The following is a 9,261-nucleotide window of genomic DNA, read 5'->3' on the forward strand; positions in this document are numbered from 1 at the left end:
GAGACCCGCGTCCGCGCCGAGGAGCGGCTGACCGCGGCCGACGAGCGGCGCGCCGAGGTCGAGGCGCGCATCCAGGAAGCGCTGAACACGCCGCCGCATCTCGTCATCAAGCACACCGGCCTCGAAGCCGACGATCCGATGCCCGACATGGCCGAGGTCGAGCGCCAGCTCGACCGGCTGAAGATCGAGCGCGAGCGCCTCGGCGCCGTCAATTTGCGCGCAGAGGAAGAGCAGAAGGAGCTGTCCGACAGGCTGGAAACCATCGTTTCCGAGCGCGAGGACATCATCGAGGCGATCCGCAAGCTGCGGCAGGCGATCCAGAGCCTCAACCGCGAGGGGCGCGAGCGGCTGCTGTCGGCCTTCGAGGTGGTCAACGGCCACTTCCAGCGGCTGTTCTCGCATCTCTTCGGTGGCGGCACGGCCGAATTGCAACTGATCGAGTCGGAGGATCCGCTGGAGGCGGGGCTCGAAATCCTCGCCCGCCCACCTGGCAAGAAGCCGCAGACCATGACGCTGCTTTCCGGCGGCGAGCAGGCGCTGACGGCGATGTCGCTGATCTTTGCCGTCTTCCTCACCAATCCGGCGCCGATCTGCGTGCTCGACGAGGTCGATGCGCCGCTCGACGACCACAATGTCGAGCGCTTCTGCAACCTGATGGACGAGATGTCGAAGACCACCGAGACGCGCTTCGTCATCATCACCCACAACCCGATCACCATGGCGCGCATGGACCGGCTGTTCGGCGTCACCATGGCCGAGCAGGGCGTCAGCCAGCTGGTCTCCGTCGACCTGCAGGCGGCCGAGGCGATGCGCGAGGCGAGCTGAAGCAGCTCAGCGTTCCGTTGGATTAAGCTACTTCTCTGGAGCCGTGGCTGGTGCCGTGTAGCGGCGGCGAACGGCCTCCAGCACGAGCTTGCGGCTCTCCTCCGGCAATAGACGCTTGTTCTTCTCGGCCTCGGCCGTCTCGCGCGCAAGGTCCTTGTCTCGGATCTGGTGACGGAACCATTTGGAGTAGTCGCCGGCGCGCAGGTGATATTCCCAGGTCTTGTCGTCGATGCCTTCGGCCATCCGGGCGAAGATGATCAGATTGTGGGCTCGAAGATTCATCGCCTTCTTCGGCCCGGTGAAATAGAAGCTTCCCGCCTCGTCGAGCTCGCCTTCGGCATATTTGCGGCTGTGACGTTTCAGCGATTGGTTTGGCTCGATCGCTTTGACCGTGAACGGCTTCTTGTCGTCATGCGGCCGCCAAAGCAGCACACGCTCGCCCTTTGGCGTGGGGATGTTCTTGGGCGCCTCCAGTCCGGCCTCCTTGCAGAAGGTCTTGATGACGCCCTTCGCCTTTGGGCCGAGCGCGATCACTGCTGTCACCAGGCGCAAGACACCCGTCGAGATCGCTTCCGGATGCACGGTGATCAGCACCGTGCCCGGCAGCTCCAGCGAAAGCACTGCGCGCGTGTCCTCACGCTTTTTGGGTAACAGATGATGCGCCTCGTCGATGATCAGCCAATTCGGCCTTGCCGTGCGGTAACGGACTTTGCCGAGGCCGGGCAGCAATTCGGCGAAGAAATCGGGCCGCTCGTCGACCTTCAGTGCCAGTCCGTTGACAACGATATTGGTGTCCGGTTTGTCGACCAGCTCCAGCAACTGGTCCTTGCTCGGCGCGCTCGACGCATCGCCGAGGGGCACCGCGCCCTGCAGTCCGTCATAGTCGCCTTCCGGATCGAAGATGCAGAATTGCAGACCTTTTTCTACAAGCCGCTCGGTCAGCGCCGTGGCCAATGTGGATTTGCCGATGCCGGAGCTTCCGGCGATCAGAACCGTCTCGACCGGCGACAGATAGACCTTCTTGCCGTGGGCGGTTCCCAACAGGACACCGCGCGAGCGCTTGCGCAGGATCAGGTGGTCGAGCTTGATCAGCTTGCGGATCAGGTCCTCGACGCCCTTGCCGCGCGCGCCTTTCGTGACGAGGTCGGCTGTCTCCTTCACCGACGGCAAGGCATTGGCGACGGCTACGCTCAAGCCCGCGGCCCTCAGGAAGGCGTGGTCGTTTTCGGCATCGCCGACGGCCACCACATTGTTCGGCGACAGCCTGAGATCGGCAAGCGCCGCCGCCAGTCCCGTCGCCTTGTTGATGCCCGAAGGCAGGATCATCACGGCGCCCTTGTTGAAGATGATTTCCAGCTCCAGCCCCAGCTTCTTGATGACGTCGAGTGCTGTGGCCTGGTGCGGCTCCCAGGTGGCGACGATCGAGCGGCCGACCGACAGCGGCTTCACGCCGCGCTTCTTCAGTCTGTCGACGAGATCGGCGGAAGGGGACGGTGAGATAGTGCGCTCTTCCTCGCTCGCCGGCGTGTAGATCAGCGCGCCGTTTTCCGCGACCACCTTGTCGAACAGACCGATCTCCGGAAAGACCTCCTTGAGATCGGGCAATTCGCGGCCGGTGACCAGGATGAGCTTACGGCCGGACCTCTTCAGCGTCTCCAGCGCCGAGAGCGTGCTTGCGGCAACCAGGCCGTTATGCGCCAGCGTGCCGTCATAGTCGGTGGCCAATGCCATGAAATACATCGGGTGATCCTCTCCGCTGGCGGTCGCTCGGTCCGTCTGGAACGAACAACGCCTGTCGGCGGAAAAGGTTTAGGCCGGTTGGATCACCTGTTCTTCTTCGCCGCTCTTATCCTGATGCTAGCCGTTTGCCATTGCCCTGCGGCCAGATTGGGCCGCCGATGCTCTCTCGACCGTCGCTTTACTGTCCCTGCCCGATGGAACCCGGTCGGGGCGCCCACGTTCGATCTCAAGCGTCGCTAGAAATCGTCGAAGCCGATGTCGCGGAAGCAGTCAGCCCGGAGTGCCCTTCCGATGTACGTTTTCCTGGAGATCCTCACCGTCATCCTAGTGGCGAGCGCGATAGCCATGGCGCTCGCCCATGCGCTGGAGTTGCCGGGCAAATTGCGGCTCGGCAGGCAAGAGTATTTTGTCGTCCAACAAATCTACGATCCGGGCTTCACGATCGGAGGCGGCATCGGCGGGATCGTTGCGACGTTGCGCTGATGCTGACGTCGAGCGGCGCTGTCCAATTCTGGCTGATCGCCGGCGCCTTGGTTGCGCTCCTGGCCATGCAGCTTGTCTTCTGGCTCATGACCCAGCCGATCAACAAACACTGGCTGCAAGAGGTGGAATTGAACGCGCCGGCGAAGCGCTTTTTCGCAACCGAGGGCAGCGATGGAACCACGCTCCCGCCAATGGACGAGTGGACAGCGCTTCGCAACCGGTGGGAACTCTCCCACGTTGTCCGCGCGGCGCTGGCGATGCTGAGCCTGATCCTGCTGACCACGGCAATCGCCATCCAAGGCGCCTGATGACCAACTGGGACTTTCCGATCAAACCACAGGAAGCTTCAAGCGAGGTGGCCGATCATGCGGTCGAGGCTGGCCCTCAGGGCGTTGACGGCGTCGCTCTGCCGGCCGGCGAGGTAGTTGCGGCCCTCCGGTGCTCGGCCTTCATGTGGGCGATGACGTCGGCGGGGCGCTTCTGGCCTTTAGGTCCGGTTGGCGTCGGCGCGTTGCTCCCGTGCCCTCTTACAGATATCATCCAATTTTTCGCGGACCCGGTCGTTATCAAACAGCAGCCTGGCGCGTGAGAATCCTCTGCTACGAAGCTCCCATTCAATGGCAAGCCATCCTTCATAGTCGCCAGATAACGCAAGTTTCCCGGCTTCGCGCCACATAAGCACGTCACGCTCTCGGGACACACCCTTTCTCCCCTGCTTTTGCGCTCAGCATATAGGAGGTCGGGCCGATATTGAAACGCAATATGCATCGGATATCCGTTGCCCCATAACTCACGGACGAATTTGATGGTCTCGCCAATCGTCCGGATTTCGATGATAGTTTTGCAACGACGGAACTTCTGCGCGCCGTCTCCGCTCATGCGCTGCTCCTGCGAGGCCGTTGGGTTTTCGGGGGGTAGCCGCGTTGAGACCACTGAACAGAAGCCGCGCTGAAATCGCTGCGCCACAGCATTTTCTGCGAGGGACATATTTTTAAATTTTGAGATTTTTTTTACATTTTGTGATTTGCACCATACCGCTAACGGGGCTCTGTTAGGTGCAAGCCATTTGGGCTTCAGGCGTTTGGGCAAAAAGGACGGGGGTGTGAAAGGTGGCCAAGCATGGCCTATACGAACACCATTGTCTTGAGCGGCGACTATGGCTACCGCCAATATAAAGCATCCGGTCTGCCCGCCGACACCCTTATCGATGCCACCCACGCCTCGTGGATCGTCGCCAATCAGGGAAGCCCCACCAACCTCTATCCCTTCGCGGTCGTCAACCCCGGCGACAACCTCTTGGCTTTGGGCGGCACGATCAATGGCACGGTCTCCCAAACCGGCGACTGGGAGAACATTTACGTCAACTCCGCCGCAGTCCGTATAAATTCAGCCCACAGCTTTGCCATCGACGACTTTACGATCACCCAGCCCTGGGATGGCATCCGTGTCGGCGGCACCGGCACCTTCCTCATCGAAGATTCCTATGTCGCCAACTCACGAGACGACGCGGTCGAGGACGACGACGTCATCGGCGGCACCATCCAGGATTCCCTGTTCGACCACGTGTTTTCCGGAGTGAGCCTTGGCGACGGTGACGTGGATGGGTCTCACAACACGGTCACCATGGATGGCATGCTTCTGGGCATGGGCGAGTACCTTCGCAAAGGCGTGATCACCCACGGTTCGCCATTCAAACTCGCCGATGGCACAGGCGCTAACGATATCACGCCCAGCCTGCACTTTATCGACTGCGTGGTGGCGATCACCGACGTTCACCACAACGGCCAGGCGCGGCTGCAGCATGCCTGGGACAAGACGGTCGAGTCGCACGGCAATTACTATCTCAACCTCTCTGACACGCCGCTTCCGTCGGATTATCCAATGCCGCCCGCCGGCTGGACGGTCCTTCAAGGCCAGGCGGCCCGCGATTACTGGGCCAACGCCAAGGCGGCCTGGCATGCAGCCCATGACGGGACCGACCCGATACCGTCACCTCCGATCCCACCGACCGACCCGATCCCACCGACCGACCCGACCCACGGAACGACCGGGAACGATACTTTTGTCGGCACTAGCGCGGCCGATACCTTTGATGCCCTGGCTGGCAACGACACACTGCGGGGCCTGGGTGGCAACGACGTGCTGACCGGTGGCACGGGCGAGGACACCTTCGTGTTTGACACGGCCTATGGCCCCGGCAATGTCGACACACTCACCGACTTCAATGCAGAACATGACGCGCTCTATCTCGACAATGCCGTCTTCACGACGCTCGGCTCCGGTTCCTTGTCCAGCCCGACGCAGGTGAACTCGGGGTATTTCGAGTTGCGAGAACACGCCGAACACACCAACGATCACCTGCTCTACAACCGGACCACGGGCGTTCTGTACTATGATCCCGACGGCTCGAAATCGACCCCGCAGGTGGAAATCGCCCACCTAGAGCCCGGGGCGGCCCTGACCTATCACGACGTGTTCGTCGTTTGATCGCTCATGCGATCGGACCATGGCATGGCGAAGGGCGGGCAGTTCACCCGCCGGTCTCCGGGTCCGACGATCACCGGTCAAAATGGCGGCGGAGCGCCGATGCTGCCGGCACTGGCCGAACCCCGGTTGCGTATAATCCGGCGGACGAGTTCCACTTCGGGTCGGTTGAAGGCCGCAGGAGGCAGGATTGGGCCTATCTTTCCCGAAAGGCGCGCTGGAACGAATCCACCAGCGGCTTGGTCAGATAGCTCAAAAACGTTCGCTCGCCGGTTGAAATGAAGGTTTCGACCGGCATGCCTGGGTAGATCTGTTCGGGTTTGACCTGCGGTGGCAGCTTATCAGCCATCTTAAGCCGCACGGTGTAATAGGGCTGTCCAGTGCCGGGTGTGATCAGCCGGTCCGCCGAAATGTAGAACACCTTTCCCGGCACTTTTGGTGTTGTCCGTGCGTTGAGGGCTGTCAGCATCATGTTCGCGCCTTGGCCGACTCGGATAGAATCGATGTCTTCAGGCTTGATCTTTGCCTCGATGATAAGTTCATTCGTCGGCAGAAGCTCCATTGCAACCTCGCCAGCACGGATGACGCTGCCTTCGGAATTGTAGAGCGAGCGGACAATGATCCCGTCCACCGGGGCACGAATGGTTGTTCGCACCAGGACCGATCGAGCGGCGTTGATTTGTTCCTCAAGGTCGGCCACCTCCACCCGGGCTTTGTTCAGTTCCGTGACGGCATCTTCGACCCGGCTGGTTGTAAGTCTTTCAATCTGTTGACGCGCTTCCACGATCTGGGTCGCCGAGCTGGCGATTTGCGCCTCCAGCGATCCCGCCTGACCTACCAACTCGGCGGTGCTGCGCAGAAGATCGGTGTATTCAGAACGATTTGTCAGTCCCTTTTCCAGCAAGTGCTTTTTGCGTTCCGTCTCGGCATTGACGATCGCGAGCTGATTTTCCGCAGCATCCTTCTGCGCCCTCAAGCCAGCAACGGCTTCCTGAAGGGCTGCTACCCGTTCCCTCAGAATCTCCTGATCCGCAGCATAGCGGGCTAGCCGAGCCTGGAACTCCTTGGTTTGCTCAGCAAAGACGCCACTGAATTCGGACGCGCCTGAGTAGGCGCCTAAATCGCGGGGCAGGACGATTTTTTCCATGCCGTCCCTTTCTGCCTCGAGCCGCGCGATCTCGGCTTTTTGTGCGACCCACTGTTTGAGGACTCGGTTGAGCTGGGACTGCGCCACCGTTGGATCGAGCACGATTAGGGTCTGGCCTCGTATGACTCTGTCACCCTCTCGGGCCTTGATGCTGCTGACCACGCCACCTTCGAGATGCTGGATCATGACATTCTGTCCAGCTGCTGCAACCACTCCTGGCGCGATCGTTGCTCCGCCAATCGGCGCCATTGCGCCCCAGAATCCGAAGCCAAGCAAGAAAACGGACACGCTTGCATAGCCCGCCAGCGTGATCCGATCTGTGCGTGTATCGACGTTGCGCTGCCAGCGATACGTCCTGGCGCCGATGGTTTGGCTAGGAACCGTCATTAGCGACTTTTATCTCCCCGCGAGCAGATGACGGGAAAGGCACCACTCCTTCGCGCGACTGAGAGGCTGCGGGCCGTCCCGCTTGGCCCCGTCGCTCGGCAAGTCTATCGAGCACGCCCTTGGTCAAACCGTAGATCTCGACCTGGCCATTGCGCAGCATCAATATGCGATCGCATTTGGAAGCGAGAGAGGGCCGATGGGTTATGACAAGCACGGTCGTTTTTCGTGAACGCGCCCCGATAATCGCCCGCTCGAGCGCGGCCTCGCCGTTGGAATCGAGGTTTGCATTGGGCTCGTCCAGAACCAGCACCTTGGGATCGCCGTAAAAGGCGCGAGCAAGCCCGATGCGCTGACGCTCGCCACCCGAAAGGCGAACGCCGGTTGGGCCGATCAGCGTCGAGTAGCCATCCCTCTGACCCAGGATGAGCTCATGCACTTGGGCCCGCTGGGCTGCTTGGACCAATTTCTCGCCGGGCGCATCCGGTTCGAAACGCGCGATATTTTGGGCAATGGTTCCCGGGAAGAGTTCCACATCTTGCGGCAGGTAACCAATATGGCGGCCGAGTTCTTCCGGATCCCAGTTTCGAATGTCGCCGCCGTCGATCCGGATCGCCCCCGAGCGGGGCTCGATCGCACCGACGATGAGGCGCGCCAGAGTCGATTTTCCAGCCTGGCTCGGCCCCACAATCGCGACTGTTTCGCCGGCGGCGACCTCAAAGGTCAAGCGCTTTATCAGCGGCAGCGACCCGTCGGCCGCGCCCGGAAGATGATAGACTATTTGATCCACGCTTAACGCTCCTTCAGGAGCCGGCAATGCTACGCTTTCCTGGTTGTCGGGTCCGGATCGGAGAGCCGAAAGCCTCTTCCATGCAAGATTGGCCTCGATGATCTGCCGCCAACTCCCAATGATCTGATCAAGAGGTTGCAGAGCGCGCGCCGAAATCATCGAGGATGCAAATATCATACCGGCGGTCATCTCGTTGTGCAGAACCAGATAAGCGCCGACCCCCAATATCGCGATCTGCAGTGTCGAACGAGTGGTGCGCGATACACCGCCATAAAATGAATTGATGCGAGCGAGCCCATCCGAGGCGTGCAGAGAGCCGGAAAAACGGGTCCCCCAGAACTCTATCGCGTTGGACACCATGCCAAGTGCGCGAACGGTTTCGAAGTTTCGGGCGAAGGCCTGCGCCGAATTCATTGAGGCGTTGAGACTCTCCGCCGCCTCCTTGCCAGGTCGCGAGCTCGCGACCTGGTTCAGCATGGCGATGGCGACCATGAGAACCGCCCCGACGACCGTCACAAGGAAGAGCAACGGATGGATGAAATAGAGCAGGCCCACAAAGATTGGCCCGAAAGGAAGGTCGAAGAGAAAGAAGATGGTTCTCGAGGCGATGAAACCTCGCAGGGTGGCCAAGTCGCGCAAGGCCTGGACATCGCCGAGGCCAGCGCGGGGGCCACTCATTGCAGCGAGAAAAGACGATGTGCCCAAAGAGACATCCAGTCGCGCCGCGAGCCGGCTTGCATATACACCCCGCACGACTTCGAGCACGCCGAAGAGCAAGAGCGACGAAAGCGCAAGCAATGTTAGGTAGGTGAGAGTGTCCAAATTGGCGGCGGGCAAAACCCGATCATATACCTGCAGCATGTAGAGAGGCAGAACTAGCACCAGGGTGTTCATCACCGCGGAGAACAGGCCCATTTCGACCACGCTCTTCGATAGCACCCTTCCATTCGTATAACTGGGCATCCCCGAAATCGTCTCTTTGGCTAAGCGATCATTTTAGACAATCTTTATATATCATGCCAGGCAGCCGCGCTATCGCTTCATCCATCCGAGTGGAGCCACAGCTTGTTCGTGAAGCGATGGCAGGGACCACCGGCAGGGCGTCGTGCTCCAGCGCGGTCTCGAATGCACTTTCGCATCGTTAGCTTTGCGGCGCACGCCCACATCCGATTTCAAGACCGGTGCCGTAGGCAAGGTGCCGGCCAGGCTCATTCCATGCCTTGCTCGGCGAAAACGGCCCCGGCAAGTCGACACTGGTCAAATGCATGATGGGTTTTTACCATCCAACGTCGGGCGACACGCTGGTCGACGGACGCGAGGTGACGATCGCTAGCCCCAAAGATGCCTCGGCGCTCGGCCTCGGCATGGTCCGATCGCCTTGACGTTGCCCCCAGTTTCTATCCAGCTT

The 9,261-nt window shown here is 60.7% G+C and carries 7 protein-coding genes and 1 pseudogene; 5 read left to right on the top strand and 3 right to left on the bottom strand.

Annotation, left to right across the window (positions count from 1 at the left end):
* The coding region (locus tag DH10_RS34530; RefSeq protein ID WP_192385869.1) for an AAA family ATPase at nt 1-825 on the top strand (825 nt) is incomplete at its 5' end.
* Between the two features lie 27 nt (nt 826-852).
* On the opposite strand, the gene DH10_RS34535 is transcribed toward DH10_RS34530, so the two are convergent.
* Nucleotides 853-2,565: an HAD family hydrolase gene (locus DH10_RS34535; RefSeq protein ID WP_192385870.1), complete on the bottom strand. Its 1,713-nt coding sequence runs from the start codon at nt 2,563-2,565 to the stop codon at nt 853-855.
* 291 nt (nt 2,566-2,856) lie between these two features.
* On the opposite strand from DH10_RS34535, the gene DH10_RS37455 reads away from it, so the two are divergent.
* The 3 genes from DH10_RS37455 to DH10_RS34545 all read left to right on the top strand — a co-directional run bounded on the left by DH10_RS37455 (nt 2,857) and on the right by DH10_RS34545 (nt 5,535).
* Complete coding sequence (locus tag DH10_RS37455) at nt 2,857-3,048, top strand: hypothetical protein (protein WP_246505851.1); 192 nt, start codon at nt 2,857-2,859, stop codon at nt 3,046-3,048.
* A complete protein-coding gene (locus DH10_RS37460; protein WP_246505850.1) occupies nt 3,048-3,356 on the top strand; it encodes an anthrone oxygenase family protein in 309 nt (102 codons plus the stop codon). Before DH10_RS37455 ends, DH10_RS37460 begins: the two co-directional genes overlap by 1 nt.
* An 811-nt stretch (nt 3,357-4,167) precedes the next feature.
* Nucleotides 4,168-5,535 (top strand): calcium-binding protein, encoded by a 1,368-nt coding sequence (locus DH10_RS34545; RefSeq protein ID WP_192244187.1) that lies wholly within the window; start codon nt 4,168-4,170, stop codon nt 5,533-5,535.
* Nucleotides 5,536-5,728: 193 nt separating this feature from the next.
* Here DH10_RS34545 and DH10_RS34550 read toward each other — a convergent pair whose 3' ends face one another.
* Together DH10_RS34550 and DH10_RS34555 are read right to left on the bottom strand one after the other, a co-directional pair.
* Nucleotides 5,729-7,066: an HlyD family type I secretion periplasmic adaptor subunit gene (locus DH10_RS34550; protein ID WP_192244185.1), complete on the bottom strand. Its 1,338-nt coding sequence runs from the start codon at nt 7,064-7,066 to the stop codon at nt 5,729-5,731.
* A complete protein-coding gene (locus tag DH10_RS34555) occupies nt 7,053-8,816 on the bottom strand; it encodes a type I secretion system permease/ATPase (RefSeq protein WP_192244183.1) in 1,764 nt (587 codons plus the stop codon). The genes DH10_RS34550 and DH10_RS34555 overlap by 14 nt, the downstream gene beginning before the upstream one ends.
* A 230-nt stretch (nt 8,817-9,046) precedes the next feature.
* Between DH10_RS34555 and DH10_RS34560 the strand changes: the two are divergent.
* Nucleotides 9,047-9,223 (top strand): annotated as a pseudogene (locus DH10_RS34560) (ATP-binding cassette domain-containing protein); the annotation flags it as partial.
* Nucleotides 9,224-9,261 lie beyond the last annotated feature (38 nt).

Origin of the sequence: Mesorhizobium silamurunense (assembly GCF_014843825.1) — a bacterium.
In the GTDB taxonomy this organism is placed as follows: Bacteria; Pseudomonadota; Alphaproteobacteria; order Rhizobiales; family Rhizobiaceae; genus Mesorhizobium; species Mesorhizobium silamurunense.